General features: G+C 49.3%; 23 protein-coding genes. 17 read left to right on the top strand and 6 right to left on the bottom strand.

What is annotated here, in order from left to right; translation table 11 throughout:
* Positions 1 to 33 precede the first annotated feature (33 nt).
* The 4 genes from D515_RS16120 (at position 34) to D515_RS16105 (ending at position 4241) form a co-directional block, all read left to right on the top strand.
* Entirely contained in the window at positions 34 to 1278 is a 1245-nt protein-coding gene (locus tag D515_RS16120; protein ID WP_002540074.1) for an ABC transporter substrate-binding protein, read from the top strand.
* 83 nt (positions 1279 to 1361) lie between these two features.
* A complete protein-coding gene (locus D515_RS16115; protein ID WP_002540073.1) occupies positions 1362 to 2267 on the top strand; it encodes a carbohydrate ABC transporter permease in 906 nt (301 codons plus the stop codon).
* Positions 2254 to 3135, top strand: coding sequence for a carbohydrate ABC transporter permease (locus D515_RS16110; protein WP_002540072.1), 882 nt, complete (start codon positions 2254 to 2256; stop codon positions 3133 to 3135). Before D515_RS16115 ends, D515_RS16110 begins: the two co-directional genes overlap by 14 nt.
* A gap of 5 nt (positions 3136 to 3140) precedes the next feature.
* Positions 3141 to 4241, top strand: a complete 1101-nt coding sequence (locus D515_RS16105; protein WP_002540071.1) for an ABC transporter ATP-binding protein — start codon at positions 3141 to 3143, stop codon at positions 4239 to 4241.
* A gap of 60 nt (positions 4242 to 4301) precedes the next feature.
* Here the strand turns inward: D515_RS16105 and D515_RS26360 are convergent, their stop codons facing one another.
* From D515_RS26360 to D515_RS16090, 3 genes are all read right to left on the bottom strand, one after another.
* The gene (locus D515_RS26360) at positions 4302 to 5603 is read right to left on the bottom strand and encodes a methyl-accepting chemotaxis protein (protein WP_002540069.1); all 1302 of its coding nucleotides are present in this window, start codon (positions 5601 to 5603) and stop codon (positions 4302 to 4304) included.
* 225 nt (positions 5604 to 5828) lie between these two features.
* On the bottom strand, positions 5829 to 7103 hold the full coding sequence (locus D515_RS16095; protein WP_002540068.1) for an HlyC/CorC family transporter: 1275 nt from the start codon (positions 7101 to 7103) through the stop codon (positions 5829 to 5831).
* A 146-nt stretch (positions 7104 to 7249) separates the two neighbouring features.
* Positions 7250 to 8047, bottom strand: a complete 798-nt coding sequence (locus D515_RS16090; RefSeq protein ID WP_002540067.1) for a cytochrome C assembly family protein — start codon at positions 8045 to 8047, stop codon at positions 7250 to 7252.
* 274 nt (positions 8048 to 8321) lie between these two features.
* On the opposite strand from D515_RS16090, the gene ffh reads away from it, so the two are divergent.
* From ffh to tyrA, 10 genes are all read left to right on the top strand, one after another.
* Complete coding sequence (gene ffh, locus D515_RS16085) at positions 8322 to 9698, top strand: signal recognition particle protein (protein ID WP_002540066.1); 1377 nt, start codon at positions 8322 to 8324, stop codon at positions 9696 to 9698.
* A 221-nt stretch (positions 9699 to 9919) separates the two neighbouring features.
* Positions 9920 to 10168 (top strand): 30S ribosomal protein S16, encoded by a 249-nt coding sequence (rpsP, locus tag D515_RS16080; protein ID WP_002540065.1) that lies wholly within the window; start codon positions 9920 to 9922, stop codon positions 10166 to 10168.
* A gap of 31 nt (positions 10169 to 10199) precedes the next feature.
* Complete coding sequence (gene rimM / locus D515_RS16075) at positions 10200 to 10727, top strand: ribosome maturation factor RimM (RefSeq protein ID WP_039850224.1); 528 nt, start codon at positions 10200 to 10202, stop codon at positions 10725 to 10727.
* A 37-nt stretch (positions 10728 to 10764) separates the two neighbouring features.
* The gene (trmD, locus tag D515_RS16070; RefSeq protein WP_002540061.1) at positions 10765 to 11520 is read left to right on the top strand and encodes a tRNA (guanosine(37)-N1)-methyltransferase TrmD; all 756 of its coding nucleotides are present in this window, start codon (positions 10765 to 10767) and stop codon (positions 11518 to 11520) included.
* Positions 11521 to 11546: 26 nt separating this feature from the next.
* The gene (rplS, locus tag D515_RS16065) at positions 11547 to 11900 is read left to right on the top strand and encodes a 50S ribosomal protein L19 (RefSeq protein WP_002540060.1); all 354 of its coding nucleotides are present in this window, start codon (positions 11547 to 11549) and stop codon (positions 11898 to 11900) included.
* A 117-nt stretch (positions 11901 to 12017) separates the two neighbouring features.
* On the top strand, positions 12018 to 12692 hold the full coding sequence (gene yjjG / locus D515_RS16060; protein WP_002540059.1) for a pyrimidine 5'-nucleotidase: 675 nt from the start codon (positions 12018 to 12020) through the stop codon (positions 12690 to 12692).
* A 219-nt stretch (positions 12693 to 12911) separates the two neighbouring features.
* Positions 12912 to 13487, top strand: coding sequence for an HdeD family acid-resistance protein (locus tag D515_RS16055; RefSeq protein WP_002540058.1), 576 nt, complete (start codon positions 12912 to 12914; stop codon positions 13485 to 13487).
* A 71-nt stretch (positions 13488 to 13558) separates the two neighbouring features.
* Positions 13559 to 13942: a DUF2799 domain-containing protein gene (locus tag D515_RS16050; RefSeq protein ID WP_002540057.1), complete on the top strand. Its 384-nt coding sequence runs from the start codon at positions 13559 to 13561 to the stop codon at positions 13940 to 13942.
* A 281-nt stretch (positions 13943 to 14223) separates the two neighbouring features.
* A complete protein-coding gene (locus D515_RS16045; RefSeq protein ID WP_002540056.1) occupies positions 14224 to 15300 on the top strand; it encodes a 3-deoxy-7-phosphoheptulonate synthase in 1077 nt (358 codons plus the stop codon).
* 5 nt (positions 15301 to 15305) lie between these two features.
* On the top strand, positions 15306 to 16433 hold the full coding sequence (tyrA, locus tag D515_RS16040; protein ID WP_002540055.1) for a bifunctional chorismate mutase/prephenate dehydrogenase: 1128 nt from the start codon (positions 15306 to 15308) through the stop codon (positions 16431 to 16433).
* A gap of 242 nt (positions 16434 to 16675) precedes the next feature.
* Here the strand turns inward: tyrA and pheA are convergent, their stop codons facing one another.
* The 3 genes from pheA to bamD all read right to left on the bottom strand — a co-directional run bounded on the left by pheA (position 16676) and on the right by bamD (position 19559).
* The gene (gene pheA, locus D515_RS16035; protein WP_002540054.1) at positions 16676 to 17848 is read right to left on the bottom strand and encodes a prephenate dehydratase; all 1173 of its coding nucleotides are present in this window, start codon (positions 17846 to 17848) and stop codon (positions 16676 to 16678) included.
* 272 nt (positions 17849 to 18120) lie between these two features.
* A complete protein-coding gene (gene hpf, locus D515_RS16030; protein WP_002540053.1) occupies positions 18121 to 18462 on the bottom strand; it encodes a ribosome hibernation-promoting factor, HPF/YfiA family in 342 nt (113 codons plus the stop codon).
* A gap of 365 nt (positions 18463 to 18827) precedes the next feature.
* Positions 18828 to 19559 (bottom strand): outer membrane protein assembly factor BamD, encoded by a 732-nt coding sequence (gene bamD / locus D515_RS16025; RefSeq protein WP_002540052.1) that lies wholly within the window; start codon positions 19557 to 19559, stop codon positions 18828 to 18830.
* Positions 19560 to 19755: 196 nt separating this feature from the next.
* Between bamD and rluD the strand changes: the two genes are divergently transcribed.
* The 3 genes from rluD (at position 19756) to clpB (ending at position 24156) form a co-directional block, all read left to right on the top strand.
* Entirely contained in the window at positions 19756 to 20733 is a 978-nt protein-coding gene (rluD, locus tag D515_RS16020) for a 23S rRNA pseudouridine(1911/1915/1917) synthase RluD (RefSeq protein ID WP_002540051.1), read from the top strand.
* 2 nt (positions 20734 to 20735) lie between these two features.
* Positions 20736 to 21473, top strand: a complete 738-nt coding sequence (gene yfiH / locus D515_RS16015; protein WP_002540050.1) for a purine nucleoside phosphorylase YfiH — start codon at positions 20736 to 20738, stop codon at positions 21471 to 21473.
* 109 nt (positions 21474 to 21582) lie between these two features.
* Complete coding sequence (gene clpB, locus D515_RS16010; RefSeq protein ID WP_002540049.1) at positions 21583 to 24156, top strand: ATP-dependent chaperone ClpB; 2574 nt, start codon at positions 21583 to 21585, stop codon at positions 24154 to 24156.
* Positions 24157 to 24409 lie beyond the last annotated feature (253 nt).

Here is a 24409-nt window from a genome sequence, read left to right as displayed (position 1 = left end):
GAGTGGTCATGTCACAAAACAAACGAGGTAAGCATGAAAAATCAACTGGTAATGTCAATGCTGTCAGCTGCAGTCGCTATCGGAACGGTGACTTCAGCACAAGCGGAAGATGTAGAAGTACTGCACTGGTGGACATCAGGCGGTGAGGCTGCGGCGTTAAATGTACTCAAGGATGACCTTGCGAGCCAAGGCATCGGCTGGCAGGACATGCCGGTAGCCGGTGGCGGTGGCGGTAACGCAATGACGGTTTTGCGTGCCCGTGTGACCTCGGGGAATCCTCCGACTGCGGTACAGATGCTGGGCTTTGATATCCAGGATTGGGCAGCGGAAGATGTGGTAGCCAACCTTAACAGCGTGGCAGATGCCGAAGGTTGGAATACGGTGGTGCCGAATGCGCTGCAAAACTTTGCCAAGTACGATGGCAAGTGGGTGTCTGCGCCGGTGAACGTCCATTCCACCAACTGGATATGGGCGAACAAAAAGCTGCTCGATGAAGTGGGAGCAAAACAGCCTACCAACTGGGATGAACTGATTGAAACGCTGGATAAACTGAAAGCCGCGGGTTACATCCCACTGGCTCACGGTGGTCAGGCTTGGCAGGACGCGACCATTTTTGATGGCGTGGTACTGACCACTGGTGGTATCGACTTTTATCGCAAAGCCATGGTGGATTTAGATCCGGAAGCACTGGGTTCAGACACTATGGTCAAAGTCTTTGACCGTATGTCACAGCTGCGCGGTTATGTGGATAAGAACTTCCCAGGCCGTGACTGGAACCTGGCTTCTGCCATGGTGATTGAAGATAAAGCAGGCATGCAAATCATGGGTGACTGGGCGAAAGGTGAATTCCTGAAAGCCGGTAAAAAACCAAACGAGGACTTCCTGTGTTTCCGCATGCCAGGTACCCAAGGCATGGTCACCTTCAACTCTGACCAATTCGTGATGTTTGATGTGGGTGATTCAGATGCACAGAAAGCGATGGCCAAAGCCATTATGTCGCCTGAATTCCAATCTGCGTTTAACGTGGTGAAAGGCTCAGTGCCAGCACGTACCGACGTACCGAATGATGCGTTCGACGCCTGTGGTAAAAAAGGCATGGCGGATCTGGCGGAAGCTAACAAGAGCAACACGCTCGTCGGCAGTATGGCTCATGGCCACGCAGCGCCAGCTGCTGTGAAAAATGCGGTCTATGATGTCGTGACTAACCATTTCAATGGCGGTATGGACTCTAAGCAAGCGACAAAAGCACTGGTGGCTGCTGTTCAGGATGCTCAGTAACCCAATGGAAAAAGGGGACGGGTTAAAGCCCTTCCCCTTTTTATTCTAAGGACAGTCGTTTCTCGTCGTTTGAAGGATCAACTATGGCTTCTCAAGGAAAATACAGTTCGCGCCAGTTCTGGCAGCAACTGTTGCCAAAAATTGTCATTGCTCCCTCGTTCGCGCTGATCCTCTTTTTTGTCTATGGCTTTATCGCCTGGACAACCTACATTTCTTTCAGCCGATCGCGGATGCTGCCGAACTATAACCTCGATGGGGTTCGGCCTTATGAAAAACTCTGGAACAGCCTTAACTGGCAGGTGGCACTCGAAAACCTGGCAGTATTTGGCATCCTCTACATTGTGATTTGCTGTGCGCTGGGGTTGCTACTGGCGATTCTGCTCGACCAGAAAATCCGTATTGAAGGCGGGCTTCGCCCCGTGTTTCTCTACCCCATGGCACTTAGCTTTATCGTGACAGGTACCGCATGGAAATGGTTCTTAAACCCTGGTCTTGGGCTTGAGAAAACCATGCATGAGCTGGGGTGGGAGAGCTTCAGCTTTGACTGGTTGATTAACCCGGAAATGGCGATCTATACCGTCGTGATTGCCGGGGTGTGGCAAACTTCAGGTTTTGTCATGGCGATGTTCCTTGCCGGGCTTCGGGGCATCGACAGCGAAATGCTGAAAGCCGCACAGTTAGATGGTGCGTCTTCCTTCCAAATGTATCGTCGCATCATCATTCCTCAGCTTCGTCCTGTGTTTTTGAGCGCTTTTATCGTGCTCGCACACATGGCCATTAAGAGCTATGACCTGGTTATCGCCCTGACTGGCGGCGGGCCGGGTAATGCCACTGAGCTTCCCGCTACCTTTATGTATTCGTACACCTTCTCACGAAATCAAATGGCTGTGGGGTCGGCGAGTGCCATTGTGATGCTGATGACCATTGCGGCGATCATCGTGCCTTATCTCTACAGCGAGTTGAAGGAGCCGAAGCATGGACAGCATTGATAACAAATCCCCGTTTCAGGGGGCGAAATTCTGGCGGGTACTGATTTACACCACGCTGATTGTTTTCGCCTGCATGTACCTGCTTCCATTGTTCGTGATGCTGGTGACATCATTCAAAGAGCTGGATGAGATACGTCAGGGAAACATGCTGGCGCTGCCGGAAGTATGGACGGTTGAGCCATGGAAAGCAGCTTGGGGAACTGCGTGTATTGGTCTTACCTGCGAGGGGATAAGCGGCTACTTCGGTAACTCAATTGCCATCACGGTGCCGGGTGTCCTGCTTTCCACCATGCTAGGTGCGTTGAACGGGTATGTGCTTACCAAGTGGCGCTTCCCGGGACATAAATGGGTATTCGGCCTGATGCTGTTTGGCTGTTTCATTCCGTTCCAGGTGGTGTTGGTACCCATGAGTCAGGTGCTCGGTACCCTTGGCATTGCTAATACCACACCCGGGTTGGTGATGGTGCATGTGATTTATGGTTTGGGTTTCACCACGCTGTTTTTCCGTAACTATTACGAAGCGTTTCCTAGCGAGCTGATTCGCGCCGCCATGATTGATGGTGCGGGATTTTTCAGGATGTTTTTCCGCATTTTGCTGCCAAGTTCCGGCCCCATCATTGTGGTGACCATCATCTGGCAGTTCACCAATATCTGGAACGACTTCCTGTTCGGGGCATCATTCGCATCGGGCGATACCGCGCCGATCACGGTAGCGCTGAACAATCTGGTGAACTCTTCCACGGGTGTAAAGGAATACAACGTGCACATGGCGGGTGCCATGATTGCCGCACTGCCCACCCTTTTGGTTTATGTCCTGGCCGGTCGCTATTTCGTACGCGGTCTGATGGCTGGCTCAGTAAAAGGATAATCTGAATGGCTTCTTTGACGCTGAATAATGTAAAAAAACGCTTTGGTCATGTTGAGGTATTGAAGGGGATCAACATCGCCATTGATGATGGTGACTTTCTGGTGCTGGTGGGGCCATCTGGCTGTGGTAAGTCGACTTTGCTAAACATGATTGCTGGTCTCGACAGCATCAGTGATGGCGGTGTGTCTATCGGTGATGTGGTTATAAACGATCTGCATCCGGCTGACCGGGATATCGCCATGGTATTTCAGTCTTATGCACTTTATCCGAACATGACCGTTGGTCAGAACATCTCGTTTGGACTGGAAATGCGTAACGTTCCAAAGCCGGAGCGTGACCGCAAGATCAATGAAGTGTCTTCTATGCTGCAGATTGAGCACTTGCTGAGCCGCAAACCGGGTCAGCTTTCAGGTGGTCAACGTCAGCGTGTTGCGATGGGAAGGGCGTTGGTTCGTGACCCAAAAATCTTCCTGTTCGATGAGCCGTTGTCTAATCTGGATGCCAAGCTCCGTGTTGATATGCGTACTGAAATCAAACGTCTTCACCAACGTTTGAATGCGACGATTGTGTACGTCACCCATGACCAGATTGAAGCGATGACACTCGCAACCAAGATTGCGGTCATGAAAGATGGCGAGCTGCAGCAACTCGGATCTCCGGCAGAAGTCTACGACAACCCGGCCAATACCTTTGTGGCAACCTTTATGGGAAGCCCTTCGATGAATTTGGTTGATGCTAAGGTGTTGGAAGCGGATACCAACCGCACCGTGTTGGAACTGGAAGGGTTCGATGGTGTGAATCAATCGATCGCGTTTGATGTTGGGTTTGCAGACTTAGCTGCTTATGTCGGGAAGACCGTGAGTCTTGGTGTGAGGCCAGAAGACATTACCGAACAAGCCGATGGCGAAGGTACCTTGCATTGCAAAGTCGATGTGACTGAGCCAACGGGCGCAGACACTTATGTCATCACCTCATTGGGCGGTAAGGAAGTGGTGGCGCGTATGCCAGCCAATATTGCGCTGAGTGCAGGGGACATGGCGCATCTTGGCTTTAATCCTGAAAAGCTGGTGTTGTTTGATACTGATGGCGGCAACCGGATCCGTTAAGAGCTTTTGTTCTTGTAATAAAAAACGCTCCCGAGGGAGCGTTTTTTATTTGTTTTTTCTTCAGGTTCCTACGTTTAAACCGGATACGGTCTGCGCAACGTTTTCTGCACCGGAACGGATTTCTTCCATCACAGTGGAAGCTTCAGATATCTGCTGGGTACCTTTTTCTGCAGCTTCTGACACGCTCGACATCTTACGGGTTGCATCGGATGTCAGGTCACGGTTTTTCTTCACAACGTCGGTAATTTCAGCAGTCGACTGGCTGGTGCGCGCAGCAAGTTGTCTGACTTCATCCGCAACCACAGCAAAGCCTCGGCCCTGATCACCGGCACGCGCCGCTTCAATCGCAGCATTTAGTGCCAGAAGATTCGTTTGGTCAGCTATGTCACTAATGGTGGATAGGATGGCTTCAATGCTCTTAGATTGCTCATTGAGTTGGGTAATGGCGTTAGAGGTTTCCAGCACCTGATCGGAAATAGACTGTGATGTCGCAACCGTCGACTCCAGCACACCTGCGCCTCTTGTGGCAATCTCTGCTGTCTTGACCGACGTTGAGTAAGCGACTCCCGCAGCGTCGCGAATTGCATGCTCCTGTGTCACTTTCTCGGTAATGTTATTAGCGAACTTCACGACACGGATAACCCTGCCTTTGTCATCAAACACTGGGTTATAAGTCGCGCGGAGCCAGAGGACATTGCCCATGGAATCTTTTCGTTCAAACTGGCCTGCTTTGAAATCACCATTGGCAAGTTCGGCCCAGAAATTAGGATTATCCTGATAGAAATGATCGGGACAGAACATACGGTGATGTTTGCCCCGAATTTGGTCGAGTGTGTATCCAACAGCACCTAGGAAATTAGCATTGGCTTGAATAATGGTGCCGTCAGGGTGAAACTCAATCATGGCCATAGACTTATTCAGTGCGTCAAAAACTGCTGCCTGATCATCTAGCTTGATCTTTTCTTTGGTAATGTCTGCAGCGATTTTCATTACCTCAACCACGGCACCGTTTTCTTTAATCGGGAAGTAAGTGGCTTCAAGCCATAGCCTCTCTCCTTTTGAATTTAGCCGAGGAACTGTCCCACTGATGACTTCACCACCACGCAGTCTCTCCCAGAATTTCTGATATTCCATGCTTTGACCGTACTCAGGGTCGCACAACTCTCTGTGATGCTTTCCTGTCAATTGCTCAAGCGTAAAACCTACAGCACCGAGGAATATGTTGTTTGCGTGTTTGACGACACCTTCAGGTGTGAAGTGAATTGTCGCAACACTGTTGTTGATGGCATCCAAAATGGCTTGGTTGTGTGAAGCACTTAATTCCAGTTCTTCCAGTTGTTTTTTCAGTTTCCCGTTAAACATGATTGCTTTCCTTCCTCAGCAAGCACAAACAAATGATTCAAAGAAAGTCGGTGCACAAAACCGATAGAGCACCTCTTTAAAACTAGCTGATAATTTGGTCATTTGTATGAAAAGTGAGATTGGTTGGTGCGGGGGTCGATAGAAGGATTAAACTGGGTGAGATATTAAAAAAACAGCCAGCAATTTGCTGGCTGTTTTTTTAATAACAATATAAACCTACGTAAGTTATGTCTTGGCGCTTTTAGGTACAGGTAAGATCTTAACCTGCTTAATCATATTCTCAGCGACTTCAACAATTTCCATTTGATGCCCTTCGACCTCAATACTTAACTGACTGCTCGGGATATCTTCAAGGTGTTCCAGTATCAGGCCGTTAAGAGTACGGGGGCCGTCGGTTGGAAGTTCCCAGTTCAGGCTTTTGTTGAGGTCGCGGATATTCGCGGTGCCGTCAATCATGAAACTGCCGTCTGGTAGGGCGGTAATTTCCTCTGCCAGACTTGGTGACAGTGAGGTAGTGAATTCGCCGACTATCTCTTCCAGAATATCTTCCAGAGTGACCAAGCCAATGATGTCGCCGTATTCGTCGACAATCATACCGATACGTTGCTTGTTGCGCTGGAATTTCAGCATCTGAACATTCAGTGGCGTACCTTCCGGGATGTAGTAAACCTCATCCGCGGCGCGTAACAGGTTCTCTTTGTTGAACTCGTTTTCCACCATCATCCGGTAGGCTTCACGCACACGAAGCATGCCAACCACTTCATCAATATTGTCGCGATACAGCACCATACGGCCATGTGGCGCATGGGTGAGCTGACGCATGATGGCTTTCCAGTCATCATTGACGTTGATGCCAGTGATTTCGTTTCGCGGCACCATGATGTCATCCACGGTGATTTCTTCGAGCTCAAGAATCGACAGCAGCATATTCTGGTGACGGCGAGGGATGAGCCCGCCCGCCTCATTCACGACTGTACGAAGCTCTTCAGAGCTCAGGTTGTCTTTTCCGCTGTTATCAGTCGCAAGCCCCAGAATTTTAAGAAAGCCATTGGTAATGCCATTCACCACCCAAACCAGCGGATAAAGCGCTTTCATCAAAACATTGAGTAAAAGGCTGCTGGTGTAAGAAACGCGTTCTGGATAGAGTGCTGCGAGGGTTTTGGGTGTCACCTCTGCAAATACGAGGATAACAAGGGTAAGGCCACCGGTTGCAATCGCGACGCCGAGATCGCCAAACAGGCGCATGCCCAGAATGGTTGCGATGGCGGAAGCGAGAATGTTAACCAGGTTATTTCCGATGAGGATCAGGCCAATTAGCCTGTCTGGGCGTTCAAGCAGCTTTTCTACACGCTTGGCGCCTTTATGCCCTTGCTTGGATAGGTGTCGAAGCCGGTATCGATTTAATGCCATCATGCCGGTTTCGGAGCCGGAAAAATACGCAGAAATAAAGATGAGCAATACCAAAACGGTCGCTAGCGTTCCCGTCGATATGTCGTCCAAATTGCAAGTTCCTTCTTGTTTGGTTCAACCCTAATTAAGGGCAAGAATTTGCGTCCATGTCAAACATTGCTGCGCAAACTTTGTACACAAACGCCCCGTTAGGGTAAAGAAAGCCTATAAAAAGGGGCGTCTGAATTGAGAGACCGTTAACCTGCGATAATCACTTCGCGGACAAAACGGCTGCCAAAATAGGCGAGTGTCAGGAGGAATGCTCCCACGATGCTGATCCAGATAACGCGGCGTCCGCGCCATCCTGATTGATAATGTCCCCACAGCAGCACGCCGTAGACAACCCATGCCATTGCGGACAACACAGCTTTGTGTGCTTTGCCCTGAGCAATCATGTCCTGTACAAACACAAGACCCGTCAGCAGGGTCAACGTCAGCAGAACTTCACCAATCAGAATGATGTTGAACAGCTGTCGTTCCACGGCCATGAGTGGTGGCAGGTTCGGGTTCATCACCAGCTTCTTCTTATTTTTCAGCTGGTGGTCGAGCCATGCCAGTTGAATGGCATATAAAGTGGCAATCATCAGTGTGGAGTAAGAGAAAAGCGCGAGGGATATGTGCACCAGAACTTCTGGGTGTGCTTCTAGGTGGGTGATAAACGCACCGGGAAGCAATGTGGCTGCGGTCAGGTTAATCGCAGAGAAACTATAAACCACAGGCAGTAGCACCCAAATCCGCATCCTGAACATGAGCCCAGTGGTAATCGCGGCAATGATAAAGCTAATGAGAGACGCGACATTAAGGATACTAAGGTTCTGCCCACCGCCTGACAGGATGAGATCAGAAAGCAGATAAGCATGCAGCACCAACGCACCACACGCGCTCAGGAACACCGAGCGAGCCGGGATCTGATTCGGGCCGGATAGGCCGGGAATAATTTGCAAAAGCGCCGCAAAATAAAGCAAAGCGGCGGTGAGTGCTAAAAAGATATCCATGTGTCTTTCAACAACATCGCGTCAAAAAGGAAGGAATCAGTATACCTTGCGCAACTGAGAGTCGCTATCAACACGAGCCGATCTTTGAGACGTAAACCTGTCTTACCCGCGACAAATTTTAGGAAAAGTGCCTGCAAGCCACTTTAAAACTATCGTTAAAGGCAGCATGTAAGCATCAGCAATAATGAGATATAATCGCGCCAATTTTGTGTTTATCGCCACCTGACAGGATTTCGGGTCACGTGGTGCCATCGCGTAGATAAGCGAGTAGGACATGTTTGAAAACCTAACGGATCGTCTATCCCGTACGCTGAAAAACATCAGCGGTCGCGGTCGACTGACAGAAGACAATATTAAAGACACGCTGCGTGAAGTACGCATGGCGTTGCTGGAAGCGGATGTTGCGTTGCCAGTGGTTCGCGACTTCGTGAAGAAAGTAAAAGAAAGCGCAGTTGGACTGGAAGTGTCGAAAAGCCTGACCCCGGGTCAGGAATTCATCAAGATTGTTCAATCTGAACTTGAAGCTGTGATGGGTGAATCCAACTCTGAGTTGGATTTGGCTGCGCAGCCACCGGCTGTGGTACTGATGGCGGGCCTGCAAGGTGCAGGTAAAACTACCAGTGTCGGTAAGCTGGGTAAAATGCTCAAAGAGCGCCACAAGAAGAAAGTGCTGGTGGTCTCTGCTGACGTTTACCGCCCTGCGGCGATCAAACAGCTGGAAACACTGGCAGGCGATGTGGGCATTGATTTCTTCCCATCAACGCCGGACCAAAAGCCAGTTGATATTGCCAGTGAAGCATTGGCACACGGCAAGCTGAAATTCTATGACGTGGTCATCGTCGATACCGCAGGTCGTCTGCACGTCGACGAAGAGATGATGGACGAGATTAAAGACGTCCACGCGGCAATCAATCCTGTTGAAACTCTGTTCGTGGTCGATGCCATGACAGGTCAGGATGCGGCGAATACTGCTAAAGCCTTCAACGATGCGCTGCCACTAACCGGTGTGGTACTGACAAAAGTGGACGGTGATGCACGTGGTGGTGCGGCACTGTCTGTTCGTCATATTACCGGTAAGCCAATCAAGTTCCTGGGTGTAGGTGAGAAAACCGACGCACTGGAACCTTTCCACCCTGACCGTGTTGCCAGCCGTATCCTTGGCATGGGTGACGTTCTGTCACTGATTGAAGATCTCGAGCGCAATGTCGACAAAGACAAAGCCGAGCAACTGGCGAAGAAGTTTAAAGAGAAGAAAGGTTTCGACCTTCAGGACTTCCGCGACCAGCTTCAACAGATGAAGAACATGGGCGGTATGATGGGGATGCTCGACAAACTGCCTGGCATGTCAAACCTGTCTGATGATGTGAAAAACCAAGTGGACGATAAAATCTTCGTTCAGATGGAAGCCATCATCAATTCCATGACGCCGAAAGAGCGTGCACGTCCAGACTTGATTAAAGGCTCACGTAAAAAACGTATCGCCGCAGGTTCAGGTACTCAGGTACAGGACGTTAACCGTCTACTCAAGCAGTTTACCCAGATGCAGAAGATGATGAAGAAGATGCAGAAGGGCGGCATGAAGAACATGATGCGCAATATGAAAGGCATGATGGGCGGCATGGGTGGTGGCGGTGGTATGTTCCCACGCTAAACCGCAATAAAACCTATTCTCCGGTCAGATGAAAGACGCTGGCTGGGATTCGATAGAGCGACGGAATCGCTAAGTGATTGAAGTCCAGTTACTGCTGATGCTTTTTTAGCTAAAGCAGTTGCATTCGATCACAGAAAGCGTAAAATTCCGGAGCTTTATTTTGGCACGAGGCCCCGTATTAGCACGGGGCCAATTTAATTTAGTAATGCAAAGAGGACGATATGGTAACCATTCGTTTGGCACGTCACGGCGCTAAAAAGCGTCCATTCTATCAAATCGTTGTTGCAGACAGCCGCCAAGCTCGCGACGGTCGCTTCATCGAGAAAGTAGGTTTCTTCAACCCAGTTGCACAGGGTCAAGAAGAGAAGCTGCGTCTGGACCTGGACCGCGTTAACCACTGGGTTGGCGAAGGTGCAGCTGTTTCTGACCGCGTAGCTAAGCTGATCAAAGACGCTGCTAAAGCTGCGTAATTGATTAGTGTCAGGGTTGAAAGAAAAAGAAATGAGTGAGCAAGAAAAGGTTGTAGTAGGCAAGCTAGGTGCTTCTTATGGCATCCGTGGCTGGCTCAAAGTTTTTTCTTACACTGAAAACGCCGAAAACATCTTTAGCTACACACCTTGGTTTATCAAAGTGCGTGGCGAATGGCAGGCATTCAGTCTTGAAGACTGGAAACGCCATGGTCAGGGTTATGTAGGCAAGTTGAAAGGTCTGGATCAGCGTGAAGACGCTCAGGCACTGACAAATGCTGAAATCGCTATCAATGCAGAAGTATTGCCTTCGCTGTCAGATGAAGAATTCTACTGGCGCGAACTGTACGGAATGGAAGTGGTGACAACCAAAGGGTACAACCTGGGTAAAGTCACGGACATTCTGGAAACGGGCTCTAACGACGTATTGGTTATTCAAGCGAACCCGAAAGATGCTTTTGGCCAGAAGGAACGTTTAATACCGTTCCTCGATGGGCAAGTCATCAAGTTGATTGATCGCTCTGCTCAACGGATCGAAGTTGACTGGGATCCTGGATTTTAATTCCCCCAGTAACATTTAAAGCAATGGGAGTGGAAAAATGTGGGTTGGTATAATCAGCCTTTTTCCTGAAATGTTCCGTGCTGTTACTGAATTTGGGGTAACTGGCCAGGCGGTTAAAAAAGGCCTGCTCGAGGTAGAAGCGTGGAATCCCCGCGATTTTACCCACGACAAACACCGGACGGTTGATGACCGCCCATATGGTGGAGGCCCAGGCATGTTGATGATGGTTCAGCCTTTGCGCGATGCCATTCACACTGCCAAGAAAGCCGCTGATGGCAAGGCGAAAGTGATTTACCTTTCACCTCAAGGCCGAAAGCTTGACCAAGCAGGTGTTGAGGAGCTGGCGCAGAACGAGAAGTTGATTCTTATCTGTGGACGCTACGAAGGGGTAGATGAGCGCATTATACAAACCGAAGTCGATGAAGAATGGTCTATCGGGGATTTTGTGCTCAGTGGCGGTGAGCTGCCAGCCATGACGTTGGTTGACGCGGTTGCTCGGTTTGTACCGGGTGTCCTCGGAGACTTTGCGTCAGCGGAAGAAGATTCTTTTGCAAATGGTTTGCTGGATTGCCCTCACTACACGCGTCCTGAAGTGTTGGACGGATTGGAAGTACCTTCGGTACTGAAATCCGGAAATCATAAGGACATTCGCCGCTGGCGATTGAAAGAATCGCTGGGCCGTACCTGGCTCAGAAGACCAGAGCTCCTGGAAAACCTAGCTCTGACTGACGAACAGGAATCACTGCTTGCTGAGTTCATTAACGAACACAGACAAGTACCTAAAGATATTTAGTATCAGTTTATTCTAGGGTATAGAAAATGAGTAACATCATCAAAGCGCTCGAAGATGAGCAACTTAAACAAGACGTTCCTGCGTTCAACGTAGGTGACACTGTTGTCGTTCAAGTTAAAGTTAAAGAAGGACAGCGTGAGCGTCTGCAGGCTTACGAAGGCGTTGTAATCGCTAAGCGTAACCGTGGTCTACATTCAGCATTTACCGTTCGTAAGATCTCTAGCGGTGAAGGCGTTGAGCGTGTATTCCAAACTCACTCACCAGTTGTTGACAGCATTACTGTTAAGCGCCGCGGTGCAGTACGTCGTGCCAAACTGTACTACCTGCGTGAGCGTTCTGGTAAGGCAGCTCGTATTAAAGAGCGTCTGGCTAAGAAATAATCGCTCCGGCGTTTATACCCGAAAGGGAAAGAAAGCCCGCCTGTTTAGGCGGGCTTTTTCTTTTTCTGCAGACGGAAAATGCGTGCCATAATGCGAGCTTCATGAAGGAGATATAACGTGCAGTACGATTGGATTTTATTTGACGCTGACGAGACCCTGTTTTCTTTCGATGCTTTCGCGGGTCTTCAAACAATGTTCAAAACCTTAGGTGTTAACTTTACCGAGCAGGATTTTGCAGAGTATCAGACCGTCAACAAGCCGCTTTGGGTGAAATACCAAAACGGTGCAATCTCGGCGAAACAGCTTCAAGAAGATCGTTTTCTGGTATGGGCTGAGCGTTTGGATATTGAACCGGGTGAGCTTAACCGCCGTTTTCTCGATGCCATGGCGGATGTTTGTGAACCTTTGGAAGGTGTACGTGAAACCCTGCCTTTGCTGGCGCAACATGCAAAACTCGGTATCATCACTAATGGCTTTGTGCAGCTTCAACAAATCCGCCTCGAAAAAACAGGGCTTCGGGACTACTTCGACTTGGTAGTGATTTCAGAGCAAGTTGGTGTGGCCAAACCTGATGTTGCTATCTTTGATCATGCCTTCAATGAGATGGGTCACCCTGATAAAGCGCGCGTCCTGATGATTGGCGACAATGCAGATTCCGATATCCTTGGTGGCATCAATGCGGGTATCGACACTGGCTGGCTGAATGTTGATGGAAAAGTGAAACCGGAAGGTATTGAGCCAACCTTTACTGCTGCTTCTTGGGCAGATATTCGCGCTCTATTGTTGGATTAATCCTCTGGTTGTCTGGGTCTATCCGTGCAGCTTGAGTCCTGGGCTGCACTTCTTCATTCCTCTCCAAAAGAAATTTGCGCTGCGTTCCATAAGCTAACCATTTCATACTGGGTTGCAAACTTAGCACATCACAGTCAACCAAATCGCGCTTCACTCTCAACATGCTGAACGCTGGTGTTCGGCGGCGTTTCGCCAAAACAATAATGAGAGGAAAGCACAATGGAACCAACAGACACACTACAAAAACAGTTGGTTGGAGCGCTATCGAGAAATTGGTGGGTGTTGTTATTGCGTGGTATCGCGTCCATTATTTTCGGCTTCATGCTCTGGACCTTGCCGACGGAAGAGTCGGTGGAAACACTTATTCTGGTATTCGGTATTTTTGCATTTGTGGACGGCGCACTTCAGGTGTGGACAGCCATTATGGAGCGCAAAGAACGGGATAACTGGGTGGTACTGATGCTTTGGGGTGTGGTCGGGATCGCGGCCGGGATTATGACGTTTACTGTGCCGGGACTTACTGCGGTTGCCTTGCTGTTTTATATAGCCGTTTGGGCGATAGCGAAAGGTGTGCTGGAGATCATCGCCGCGATCAGGCTTAGGAAAGAAATCACTGGTGAATGGCTGCTCATTCTCGGAGGTATTATCTCCATTCTGTTCGGCGGCTTTCTGATGTCTAATCCCGCTGCAGGTGCGACGGCACTCATTTGGGTGATTGCGATGTACGCGTTTATTTTTGGTGTCTTGTTTGTAGCGCTTTCCTTTAAGCTCAAGGGATTAAAAGAAAATGTATGACGCCAATTCTGCACCTTTCCACTGAATCGGTATATAGTGACACTTTCCAAATCAATCTTAAGGAACACAGGATGTTGAAAAAATCCTTTGTGTCACTGGTTGCGTTGATGATCGTTGGCTGCGCATCCGTCGGAGATGCAGAGTCTTTGGTGAAGAAAGGCGATTGGCAGGCAGTCGGTGAGCAGGACGGTCTTAGAGGTATCCCTTCCCGTTCAATGTCAGATCTGAATGAACTGGCACAGCGTGCTGGTGGACAGAATGTCGATGTGAGCGATTACGAGTCTGGCTATGCGGAAGGTGTTGATCGCTATTGCAGCCTGGACAATGCCTATGACATTGGTTTGTCGGGCATGCAGTATTTGGGTGTGTGTGCCAACAGACCTGATGGTCTTCGCTTTCAGATGCAATGGCAGAGAGGTTTTGAGGACTTCCAATCAGCTGACCAGACTTTCTGATTGAGCTAGTAAAATAGCAACCCCAAGCAAAAAGGCCTTTTCGAAAGGCCTTTTTCTATTTTGTACGTTTTGGTTTACAAAAGTGTTTCCAATATGCTGATTGGTGAAGTCAGTTATATAGCCTTTAAGTTTGACCTTTATACTACTATGTAAATATAAATTTACGTTGTTATTTTATCTTTACGATCTATTGCATTCGTCTCTCAGATTGTTATTGTATGGGCAGTTGCGTGATAAATACCCATTCAATGCGCAAAATAGATTCAGAAAGGAAAAATGTTATGGAAAGAGATCTGCTTACTAACGTACATATTCAGGACGAAACGGTTCTGATTACCCCTGACCAACTGCGCAGCAAGCTACCCGTAAAGGAAGAGACGCTGGCTTTTATTTCAAAAGCGCGTCAGGAAATTGCAGATATCATCCATAAGAAAGATCACCGCCTTTTGGTCGTGTGTGGTCCTTGCTCGATTCACGATACTGATGCGGCGATTGAATACGCGAGAAACCTTAAGGCGCTTTCAGAAACCCTGAACGATCAGATTTACATCGTGATGCGAGTTTACTTTGAAAAACCACGCACCACGGTTGGCTGGAAGGGACTCATCAACGATCCAAACTTGGATGGCTCTTTCGATGTAGAAGCGGGTCTTCACAAAGCCCGTGAACTGCTTATTACACTGGCAGATATGGGCCTGCCACTGGCAACAGAAGCCTTGGACCCAATCAGCCCGCAATACATTGGCGATCTGTTCAGTTGGGCGGCGATTGGCGCGCGTACGACTGAGTCTCAAACTCACCGTGAAATGGCGAGTGGCCTTTCCATGCCAATTGGCTTCAAGAACGGTACTGATGGCAGTTTGGCAACGGCCATTAATGCGATGAAGGCGGCCGCATCTGGTCACCGTTTCATGGGAATCAACAAAGAAGGTCAGGTTGCGCTGCTGACAACTCAGGGCAACCCGGATGGTCATGTGATTCTGCGTGGCGGCAAGCAGACCAATTATGACTCAGTTTCGGTGACAGAATGCGAAAATGAGATGAAAGGGGCAGGGCTTGAGCCATCACTGATGGTAGACTGCAGCCACGCCAACTCTCGAAAAGATTTCCGTCGTCAGCCACTTGTCGCTGAAGATGTGTTCCACCAAATCCGTGAAGGAAACCAATCCATCATTGGTTTGATGATTGAGAGCAACATCAACGAAGGCAATCAGTCTGCGGACTTGCCGCGTGAAGAGATGGCTTACGGGGTGTCTATTACCGACGCATGCATCAACTGGCAGGATACTGAAAACCTGCTGCGCCGAGCCCATGATGAACTGACACCTTTCCTGGAACAGCGTTTACAAGGACATTAAGCCACATGGTTGCAGAGTTGACCCAACTTCGGGATCAAATTGACGAAGTCGACAAACAAATGGTCGAGTTGCTGGCACGCCGACTGGAATTGGTCGCGGAAGTTGGCGAGGTGAAGAGCAAACACGGTTTGCCAATTTATGCGCCGGATCGTGAAGCTGCTATGTTGGCATCACGTCGTGAAGAAGCGGCTTCTCGAGGGATTCCGCCGGATCTGATTGAAGATATTCTTCGTCGCACCATGCGCGAATCTTACGCCAGTGAAAACGATTCTGGATTTAAATGCCTGAACCCAGATCTGCGTTCTATTGTGGTGGTGGGTGGCCATGGTCAGCTAGGTAAAGTGTTCTGCAAGCTTTTCCGACTGTCTGGCTATGACGTTAAGGTATTGGGCTCGAAAGATTGGGACAAGGCTGAAGAGATACTCTCTGATGCAGGCATGGTGGTTGTCACCGTGCCAATCAATAAAACTGACAGTGTTATTCGCTCATTGGGCACGTTGCCCGATGATTGCCTCTTGGTAGATCTGACCTCCATCAAGAGTGAACCTCTGCAGGCCATGTTGGAATCACACAAAGGCCCTGTTGTGGGTTTGCACCCTATGTTTGGTCCGGATATTTCAAGTCTCGCTAAACAGGTGATTGTGTACTGTGATGGGCGAAATCCGGAAGCGTACCAATGGCTGCTTGAGCAATTCCGCATCTGGGGTGCGAGTTTGCACCGTATCAGCGCGATTGAGCATGATCAGGGGATGACGCTGATCCAAGCGTTACGCCACTTCACTTCGTTCGTATATGGTCTGCATCTGGCGGAAGAGAACCCAAATCTGGAGCAGCTTACAGCGCTTAGTTCGCCAATATACCGCCTTGAACTGGCGATGGTGGGCCGATTGTTTGCTCAGGACGCCCAGCTTTACGGGGATATCATTATGTCGTCGACACAAAACATCGACATGATTAAGCGTTTCCATGCGCGTTTTGGCGAGGCGATTAACCTGCTCGACAAGCAAGACAAAGAAGGCTTTGTTCAGGCGTTTAGTCAGGTGGAAAACTGGTTCGGCGACTTTGCTCCGCGCTTTATGAAAGAAAGCCAGAACCTGCTTCGTCAGGCGAATGACACCACGCACCGCGGTTAATACCAATCGTAGTAAATATCTGCTCATCCTAGCTTGTTAAAATGTTCGATAACTGCGTTGAAAAATTTGATTGTAGAATAACTACTTATCGAAATTTTTCGCCTTGTTCTCGAGCATTTTTCCTACGCTATTTCTGATCATCTACCTACTGTGATTGGTATAAGCTGCACGAGATAAAACAAAAGGAGCCAATTGGCTCCTTTTCTGTTTCTAGGGTCAACAGACTCTAGCATTGAGATTCGTTAAACGTCGATTTCTGTTGGAGCAACGTTCTCAATCGGGTAAGAACCCAGCACTTTAATGTAGCGGGTGATCTTGGTGAGCTCTTCCAATGCTTCTTTCATCACATCCGTACGCATATTGCCTTCTACATCCACATAGAACATCTCTTCCCATGGGTTGCCAAGCACAGGACGTGACTCCAGTTTGGTCATGTTGATGCCGTGATTGCGCAGCACCAGCAGACACTCCACCAGGGAGCCGGCAGATTGTCCGGTAGACATGATAAAGGTGGTTTTGGCTGGGATCAGCGCAGTGACTTCTACAGGCTTACGTGCGACGACGATAAAGCGGGTGTGGTTTTCCTGCTGATTGGCGATGCCGAACTTCAGCGGTTTCAGACCATAAAGTTCACCGCTTGCCGCATTACCAATCGCAGCCACATTTGGTTGGGCCATGGCTGCGACTTCTTTCATCGCCTCCGCGGTGCTTGAGCAATACTCTTGCTTAATACCGCTGCCCAGAGATCGCACGAACTCACTGCATTGTTGATGCGGCTGCGGATGCGAATAAAGTACTTCGATTTGGTCAATCTGCGTGTCTACAGCCGTCAGCAGACAATGTTCAATCGGCTGGGTGATCTCTCCGACGATAGACAAGCGGGTGTGCTGAAGTTGGTCGTAAACATCATTAATCGAACCTGAGCTGGTGTTTTCAATCGGCAGTACGCCGTAATCGGCATTGCCGGTTTCCACCATTTCCAGCACTTCTTTAAAGCTTGAACACTGGATCTCCGCGAGCTTGGTATGTTTACGTGCAAAAAAGTTGCGGGTTGCCAGATTGGAGTAGGAGCCTTTGCCACCAAGGAAAGAAACGCGGGCAAGCGGTTGTTCATTGTCTGGGTTGGCTAGGCGTTGCAGGAATGCCTGTTGGTAAAGCACAGAGTCTTCAATAATGGTGTGGAAAATTTTGGTGACGTACTGTGGGTCCAACTCGTGGGATTTCCCATTGGCAACCAGCTTCTCAAGCAGCGCCTGCTCACGTTCAACATCACGGACGGGCTTTTGGGTTTGGATTTTGCTTTTAGCGACTTCAAGACTCAGCTTACGTCGTTCTGCCAGCAGTGACAGCAGCTCTTGATCGATACGGCTGACATTCACCCGTATTTCATCAAGTGACAATGTTGGTTTACTCATTCCTTGTTCCTACTCATTATTCAGCGCCCAAAACAAAAAAGCCTCCCTTTCTGAGGGAGGCCTTCGGGAATCTGTCGTTATCGATGCTCGCCCTTACGCCCCACCTCTTCAGAAGCGGAAAAAGAAGCGAAAGAAAAACGAAGTGGTTTGCGACATCGATACTTTATCTTGTTGGTTCAATTATTGTTCAACCATATTGGGACGGCGTTGTCATGTCAAGACGAATCAGCCCCGCACTTGGCGGGGCTGACTGGTTTAATCCTCTGGATAGATTAGATAGCTTCAGATTCTTCTTCCGGTACTTCCACACCTGCATGGCTTGCGCGGCGTGCTTCGCCTTTGTGAGCTTGTTTGTTTAGCTGTTTCTCCAGTTTCTGGCCCACTTCATTGATGGCGGCATACATATCTTCATGCTCAGCGGAGGCAATCAATTTTGCACCTGGCATAGATACGCCAGCTTCTACTTTGAATTTGTTACCTGGTTCTTCACTGATGACAGCATGAGGGTTAATGAGAGCGACTTGCCATTTCTCTAGCTTTTCAAAACGAGACGTAATGCGATCGCGAATGGCAGGAGTGATGTCGATGTTTTTACCAGTAATTTCTACTCTCATAGATGTTTCCTCTTTTGCTTGCCCTTTGCTGGGCTCACTTTCAGATTACGTTTCTGGAGAGGAAATAACGTGATCTAAATCACTTTTGTGTCGCGAAATTTTATTGGTCAGGGGATTTGTGATCCTGTGTTTAACTTCGGTTTAAAAAGTCCGGAAAGTGCTTGAATCGGGCAAAAGAAGTGGTGCAAGATGAAGAGGTTAAGGTCGCTAACGAACACTGAACGTTAGGGACTTTGTTCGTGCTAAAGAAGGCTTTGGCGAAGAATGCAGCAGTTCACTATTTCGCCCGGACAAACAATCTCACACCCAAATAAACAAAAAGCAGCCATCAGGCTGCTTTTTTCTTTTCTGTTTGAAGGATGCTATCAGGCATCCACACCATTCAGTTTCATTAACTCGCGGGTCCGCTGGGCAGGCTCTTCCAGCTTCAGCTCTTCATAGGCTTTAAGCATCAACGGAAGAGATTTCTTCGCGGCATCCGTGTCAGGGAAATCACGCTGGATTTGCTGACAACGGTTGATCACAGCAACCCAAGCTTCACGGCGAACATAGAAATCGGCAGTGGCCAGTTCGTAATCTGCCAGACGGTTTTTCAGCGCGACAAGGCGTTTTGCTGCATCAGCGGCGTAATCACTGTCTGGGTATCGATCCAGCAGTCGGCGGAAGTCTACGAACGCACGGCGCACTGGCTCAGGGTCGCGGTCTTCACGATCCATATTCAGCATATCGTGGATGAAGCTTCTGTCCTGCGCCATGTTGGTCAGGCCGCGCATGTAGAGTACCCAATCCATCTCAGGGTGACCCGGATTCATGCGCATGAATCGGTCAATGGTGGCTTCACCTAAGGCCAAATCGTCATTCTTGTAGTAAGCGTAAATCAGATCCAGTTGAACCTGCTCTGAGTAAGCACCAAACGGGTAGCGTGAGTCCAGGGCTTCAAGCTTTTGGATTGCGGTGTTCCAACTGCCTTCATTAAGGGAAACCTGCGCTTCCTGATACAGCTCAGAAGGCGGAATATCAGGGACAACTTCTTCCGTGCTTGAACATCCAGCCAGCAGGGAAATAGCAAGTAAAGAGGATAAAGTAAGGCGTTTCATTACTACAGTTGCTTCCTTGAAAGAATATTTTCAGCCTTTGCCATTACGGAGACAGCCGCAAAAAGCTACAATGGCGCGATTGTGGGCTATTCTACCCATCGACCAGATATAATACCAACTGGTAAACGTGACTGAGCCCGAGGGCTTACATCAATACCACTTGGTATTAGTCTCATTGAGAATCAAAAAGTTCGTTATGGCACAGCAGTTAGAGTTAAACAGCACAGTAAATGAGAATCAACTGGGTCAGCGTCTGGATCAGGCATTGGCAGAGTTGTTTCCGGATTATTCCCGATCACGCATCAAAGAATGGATTCTGGCCGACAAAGTAAGCGTCGATGGTGAGATCGTCAACAAACCACGTTTGAAAATGATGGGTGGTGAAGCCATCGTCGTTCAGGCAGAAATCGAAGATGAACAGCGTTGGGAAGCGCAGGACATTCCACTGAACATCGTTTATGAAGATGACGATATTATCGTTATTAATAAACCGCGTGATTTAGTGGTACACCCTGGTGCCGGTTGCCCTGACGGTACCGTATTGAACGGTCTGCTTTTCCATTACCCTGATATCGCTGAAGTACCGCGTGCGGGTATCGTGCACCGTCTGGATAAAGACACCACCGGCTTGATGGTGGTAGCGAAAAATATCCCGACCCAAACACGTTTGGTTCGCGCACTGCAAAAGCGTAAGAAGTTCACCCGTGAGTACGAAGCGATTGCACTGGGTAACATGACAGGCGGTGGTATGATTGAAAAGCCAATCGGCCGTCACTCTACCAAGCGCACACACATGGCTGTTCAGGAGCTGGGTAAACCAGCAATTACGCATTACCGTGTGGTTGAGCACTTCCGCGCGCACACCCGTCTGCGTCTTCGTCTGGAAACCGGCCGTACGCACCAGATCCGTGTTCACATGGCATATCTGAACCACCCTCTGGTAGGTGACCAGCTTTATGGTGGTCGTCCACGTCCGCCACGCAATGCGGGTGATGAGCTGATCCAGACATTGCGTCAGTTTGACCGTCAGGCACTTCATGCTGTTATGCTGCGTATTGAACACCCTACCACCAAAGAAATGATGGAATGGCACGCACCAATCCCAGATGACATGGTGAAACTGACTGAAGTACTGCGTGCAGACACCTTAGAGCACGGAGACGAGGACTACTGATCATGGATTGGATCACGCCAGACTGGCCCGCGCCTTCAAGGATTAAAGCTGTGAGCACCACCCGCCAAGGTGGTGTCAGCCCTGTTCCTTTTGATAGCCTGAACTTAGGCGATCACGTGGGCGATGACAGTGATTTCGTGGTGAAAAACCGCCAAACACTGGCAGAAGTGATGTCGATGCCGACATCTCCAGCCTGGTTGAATCAAGTTCATGGTACAGAAGTCGTGACTTTGCCTTTGGCCGTTGATGAGGTGCCGGATGCCGATGCCGCCTTTACGGGAGCTCAAGGGCAGGTGTGTGTGGTGATGACTGCCGATTGTCTTCCTGTGCTTTTCTGTAATGAAGAGGGGACACAGGTGGGGGCGGCACATGCTGGCTGGCGCGGTTTGGTCAACGGTGTGTTGGAACAAACGCTCAGTAAGTTTGATGAGCCAAGTAAAGTGATGGCATGGCTTGGCCCTGCCATCGGCTCTGACGCTTTTGAAGTGGGTAGCGAAGTGCGCGATCAGTTTATGGCGCACGATGTAGCCGCCGAAAAAGCGTTTAAGCCACACAACGATCGTTGGTTGGCAGATATCTACCTCTTGGCAAGGCAGCGACTTCAAGCCGCAGGTGTGACCCAGATTTATGGCGGAGAACACTGCACAGTCTCTGCTCCGGAAACCTTCTTCTCCTACCGTAGAGAAAATCGTACAGGCCGTCAGGCCAGCTGTATCTGGATCGGTACAGAACGCGATTAACCAAATCGACAAAAATTTCGCCACTCAACTTGAAATCAGCCGCCGCCGCTCCCATTTTTTCGTTAAGCAACATCAAAGCTATTATCGAAATTATTAAAGGGGGGAGGCTATGCGCCTTGACCGATTTACCAGCAAATTCCAATTAGCCATCTCTGACGCTCAGTCACTGGCTTTAGGGCGCGATCATCAGTATATCGAGCCCGTGCACTTGATGGTGTCTCTCCTCAATCAGGATAGCAGCACCATCCGTCCTCTGATGACTCTCCTGAATGTGGATCTGACTCAACTACGCTCCAGTCTGAGTGAGCTGCTCGACAAGCTACCGAAAGTGACCGGCACTGGCGGCGATGTCCAGCTCTCGCACAGCATGGGTATGCTTTTCAATATGTGTGACAAGCTGTCCCAGAAGCGTAAAGACAAATACATCTCCTCAGAGCTTTTTATTCTGGCTGCCGTTGAAGACAAAGGTGCTTTGGGTGAATTACTCAGAAGTCTTGGCCTGACAACCAAGAAAGTGGAAGACGCGATTGATAAAGTGCGTGGTGGTCAGGCTATCAATGATCCTAACGCGGAAGAAGCGCGTCAGGCGTTGGAAAAGTTCACCATTGACCTGACTGAAAAAGCCGAGCAGGGCAAGCTCGACCCGGTGATTGGCCGTGACGAAGAAATTCGCCGCACCGTGCAAGTGCTACAACGCCGTACCAAGAACAACCCAGTAATCATTGGTGAACCAGGCGTGGGTAAAACCGCCATTGTTGAAGGTCTGGCGCAGCGTATCGTCAACGGTGAGGTACCTGAAGGGCTTCGCAACAAACGTGTGCTTTCTCTCGACATGGGTTCTCTCGTTGCCGGTGCGAAATATCGTGGTGAATTCGAAGAACGCCTGAAGTCAGTTCTCAATGAACTGGCGAAAGAAGAAGGTAACGTCATTCTCTTTATCGACGAAATCCACACTATGGTGGGTGCAGGTAAAGCAGAAGGAGCGATGGATGCGGGCAACATGCTTAAGCCTGCATTGGCGCGTGGCGAACTTCATTGCGTTGGTGCCACTACATTAGATGAATACCGTCAGTATGTGGAAAAAGATGCGGCACTTGAGCGTCGTTTCCAAAAAGTGCTGGTGGATGAACCAACGGTTGAAGACACCGTCGCTATTTTGCGTGGCCTTAAAGAGCGTTACGAGCTTCACCATGCGGTGGAAATTACTGACCCCGCGATCGTTGCTGCTGCGAGTCTCTCTCATCGCTATATCTCGGACAGACAGCTGCCGGATAAAGCCATCGATTTGATTGATGAAGCGGCGTCGAGCATTCGTATGCAAATAGACTCCAAGCCGGAGCAGCTTGATCGATTAGAGCGTCGTTTAATCCAACTCAAGATTGAGCAACAGGCATTAGCTAAAGAAAACGACGAAGCAAGTAAGAAGCGTCTTGAATCCCTGCAAAGTGAAATTGACGAGAAAGAGCGTGACTATGCTGAGCTGGAAGAAGTGTGGAATGCAGAGAAAGCAGCGCTTTCCGGAACGCAACACATCAAGAGTGCGTTAGAGCAGGCACGCACGGATTTAGACATTGCACGTCGTGCAGGTGACCTTAACCGCATGTCTGAATTGCAGTATGGCCGTATTCCTGAACTGGAAAAGCAGCTCGATCTGGCTAGTCAGGCGGAAATGCAGGAAATGACCTTGCTTAAAAACCGAGTGACTGACGCTGAGATTGCAGAAGTACTATCCCGTCAAACCGGTATACCTGTCGCCAAGATGCTGGAAGGCGAGAAAGAAAAGCTACTTCAGATGGAAGATGAGCTTCATGGTCGGGTGATTGGGCAATCAGAGGCAGTCACCTCGGTGGCAAACGCTATTCGTCGCAGCCGTGCCGGCCTTGCTGACCCGAATCGCCCGATTGGCTCGTTCCTGTTCCTTGGTCCAACAGGTGTGGGTAAAACAGAACTGTGTAAATCACTGGCAGAGTTTCTCTTTGACAGCAGCGACGCGATGGTGCGTATCGACATGTCAGAGTTTATGGAGAAACATTCAGTGGCTAGGCTGGTGGGTGCACCTCCTGGCTATGTGGGATATGAAGAAGGCGGTTATCTGACAGAAGCCGTTCGCCGTCGTCCTTATTCTGTCATTCTATTGGATGAAGTAGAGAAGGCGCACCCTGATGTCTTCAACCTTCTTCTACAGGTGTTGGATGATGGCCGTCTGACAGACGGTCAGGGGCGTACCGTTGATTTTCGCAATGCTGTGGTGATCATGACCTCCAATCTGGGTTCTGATCGCATTCAGGAACATTTTGGTGAACTGGATTACAATGGCATCAAAGCCATGGTGATGGATGTGGTGGGCAAACATTTCCGCCCAGAGTTCATTAACCGAGTCGATGAGTCAGTGGTCTTCCATCCATTGGGTCAGGAGCACATCAAGTCTATCGCCGGTATCCAGCTTGCGCATTTGGCAAAACGTATGGCTGAGCGTGACCTGAAGTTGGAAGTCACCGACGAGGCACTAACGCTTATCGCGGATGCGGGATTTGATCCGGTATATGGGGCTCGCCCACTTAAGCGCGCCATTCAGCAAAGTGTCGAGAACCCATTGGCACAATCTATTCTTCGCGGAGAAGTGAAACCAGGCTTGCCGGTGAAACTGATTGTCGAAGACGAGCAAATAAAAGCGGTGCAATAAAGACAGGCTTAAAGAGTAAGAACATAAAGAGGCCCAATAGGCCTCTTTTCTTTTATCTATATCCAGGTGCTTCCCTCGATTTTAAAAGTTACCCACAGCTTTTTGTGGGCTTGATGTGGGTAAAATGTGTGGAAATAAGCCTTTCGCGCAAAAGATACTCAAACGATGACTTTTCTACAAAAAAGTTTAAAAAAGCCCTTGCCAGAATTCGAGACCTCCCTATAATGCGCCCCATCGACACGGCAAGCGGCTC

It is taken from the genome of Grimontia indica (assembly GCF_000333895.2).
GTDB classification, from domain to species: Bacteria; Pseudomonadota; Gammaproteobacteria; order Enterobacterales; family Vibrionaceae; genus Enterovibrio; species Enterovibrio indicus.
The sequence above is the reverse complement of the archived record's forward strand: the minus strand, read 5'-3'. Positions and strand labels throughout refer to the sequence as shown.

Bases quoted from the DNA above. Each gene is read 5' to 3' on its own strand.
- D515_RS16120 (WP_002540074.1), top strand. From the start codon at position 34: ATGAAAAATCAACTGGTAATGTCAATGCTGTCAGCTGCAGTCGCTATC.
- D515_RS16115 (WP_002540073.1), top strand. From the start codon at position 1,362: ATGGCTTCTCAAGGAAAATACAGTTCGCGCCAGTTCTGGCAGCAACTG.
- D515_RS16110 (WP_002540072.1), top strand. From the start codon at position 2,254: ATGGACAGCATTGATAACAAATCCCCGTTTCAGGGGGCGAAATTCTGG.
- D515_RS16105 (WP_002540071.1), top strand. From the start codon at position 3,141: ATGGCTTCTTTGACGCTGAATAATGTAAAAAAACGCTTTGGTCATGTT.
- D515_RS26360 (WP_002540069.1), bottom strand. From the start codon at position 5,603: ATGTTTAACGGGAAACTGAAAAAACAACTGGAAGAACTGGAATTAAGT.
- D515_RS16090 (WP_002540067.1), bottom strand. From the start codon at position 8,047: ATGGATATCTTTTTAGCACTCACCGCCGCTTTGCTTTATTTTGCGGCG.
- ffh (WP_002540066.1), top strand. From the start codon at position 8,322: ATGTTTGAAAACCTAACGGATCGTCTATCCCGTACGCTGAAAAACATC.
- rpsP (WP_002540065.1), top strand. From the start codon at position 9,920: ATGGTAACCATTCGTTTGGCACGTCACGGCGCTAAAAAGCGTCCATTC.
- rimM (WP_039850224.1), top strand. From the start codon at position 10,200: ATGAGTGAGCAAGAAAAGGTTGTAGTAGGCAAGCTAGGTGCTTCTTAT.
- trmD (WP_002540061.1), top strand. From the start codon at position 10,765: ATGTGGGTTGGTATAATCAGCCTTTTTCCTGAAATGTTCCGTGCTGTT.
- rplS (WP_002540060.1), top strand. From the start codon at position 11,547: ATGAGTAACATCATCAAAGCGCTCGAAGATGAGCAACTTAAACAAGAC.
- D515_RS16055 (WP_002540058.1), top strand. From the start codon at position 12,912: ATGGAACCAACAGACACACTACAAAAACAGTTGGTTGGAGCGCTATCG.
- D515_RS16050 (WP_002540057.1), top strand. From the start codon at position 13,559: ATGTTGAAAAAATCCTTTGTGTCACTGGTTGCGTTGATGATCGTTGGC.
- D515_RS16045 (WP_002540056.1), top strand. From the start codon at position 14,224: ATGGAAAGAGATCTGCTTACTAACGTACATATTCAGGACGAAACGGTT.
- tyrA (WP_002540055.1), top strand. From the start codon at position 15,306: ATGGTTGCAGAGTTGACCCAACTTCGGGATCAAATTGACGAAGTCGAC.
- pheA (WP_002540054.1), bottom strand. From the start codon at position 17,848: ATGAGTAAACCAACATTGTCACTTGATGAAATACGGGTGAATGTCAGC.
- hpf (WP_002540053.1), bottom strand. From the start codon at position 18,462: ATGAGAGTAGAAATTACTGGTAAAAACATCGACATCACTCCTGCCATT.
- bamD (WP_002540052.1), bottom strand. From the start codon at position 19,559: ATGAAACGCCTTACTTTATCCTCTTTACTTGCTATTTCCCTGCTGGCT.
- rluD (WP_002540051.1), top strand. From the start codon at position 19,756: ATGGCACAGCAGTTAGAGTTAAACAGCACAGTAAATGAGAATCAACTG.
- yfiH (WP_002540050.1), top strand. From the start codon at position 20,736: ATGGATTGGATCACGCCAGACTGGCCCGCGCCTTCAAGGATTAAAGCT.
- clpB (WP_002540049.1), top strand. From the start codon at position 21,583: ATGCGCCTTGACCGATTTACCAGCAAATTCCAATTAGCCATCTCTGAC.